2 protein-coding genes are annotated in these 1006 nt (G+C 39.5%); both read left to right on the top strand.

Annotation, left to right across the window (positions count from 1 at the left end):
* Positions 1–440, top strand: a 440-nt coding sequence (locus CTY47_RS17030; RefSeq protein ID WP_158228559.1) for a hypothetical protein, incomplete at its 5' end; no start/stop codon positions are given.
* Between the two features lie 200 nt (positions 441–640).
* Positions 641–1006, top strand: a 366-nt coding sequence (locus tag CTY47_RS16685; RefSeq protein WP_143813421.1) for a hypothetical protein, incomplete at its 3' end; no start/stop codon positions are given.

Raw genomic sequence — 1006 nt, 5'->3', positions numbered from 1 at the left:
AGACGGCCAGACAAGCAAAATTGCAGGAGATAAAAGCACAGGACGAGTTTAGCAACAAGTTTTTTATATCTGTCCTATCCGGTGGTGTGGAAGTAGCGAACCAAGAGTTGTGGATTGATAAGGATTTACGCAACTCTTTGTACTCTATCACTCTCCCGGCATTGCAGGCAGACGGTCAAACAACTACTAAGTTGTGGACAACCGGCACGCCTCCGCAGTCTATTGATGTACCTATTGTATGGGCATTGGATAAGTTGCCATTGCTTGAGATATACGCAAAGCGTACATACGACCTCAAGGCAAGTAACGAGGCTGCAGCTTATGCCGCTACAACCGTCGAAGAGATAGCTCAAATCGACCCAAAGGCGAACTATCCTTATTTTTTGACGTTTGAACTTAACTTGGATTTAAATACACAAGACAATGCAAACAACAGTTAATACAAGATCAAATGACTTGCTACTGTTATGTGCAGTAACCATGCTGACAGTAGTAAGCTATATGCAGTTATCAGTACCGCATTACATGCCTGCCTCTAAAATCAAGGACGGTATAGTAGTACAGCGTAATAATGATAGTTTAACAACGGTAATTATCCCGGATATAAGGTAAGGAGGTGGTTATGCCAAAGAGGATTATAATGACAGGAGAAAGTGGCAAGCCGGATGAAAATACTTTGTTGTTGTTACATGGTGATAGTTTTGTAGATACTACAGGTTATCATCAAATCATCAACAATACTAATGTAAGTATCGTTGACGGATATTTTGACAAAGCATTCAAATTTACTGGCACACCGTTGCAAATACCTTCATCTGCTTTATTTGACTTTAAAGCAGGCGATTTTACGGTTGATTGCTGGGTGAAATTTAATGGTATGTCCTATGGTTTTTTTAGACTTAATCAATCAAGTGGTACATATTGTGGAGTTGGGTTTGATACGGATGTATTACGACGTCGAGTAATTATTTCTATTAATGGCACGTCATGGCTTTATAATATTTAT

The sequence above is a fragment of the Parabacteroides provencensis genome, assembly GCF_900232875.1.
Taxonomy (GTDB): Bacteria; Bacteroidota; Bacteroidia; order Bacteroidales; family Tannerellaceae; genus Parabacteroides; species Parabacteroides chinchillae.
Note: the sequence above shows the minus strand (reverse complement) of the source record. Positions and strands in the feature narration are given on the sequence as shown.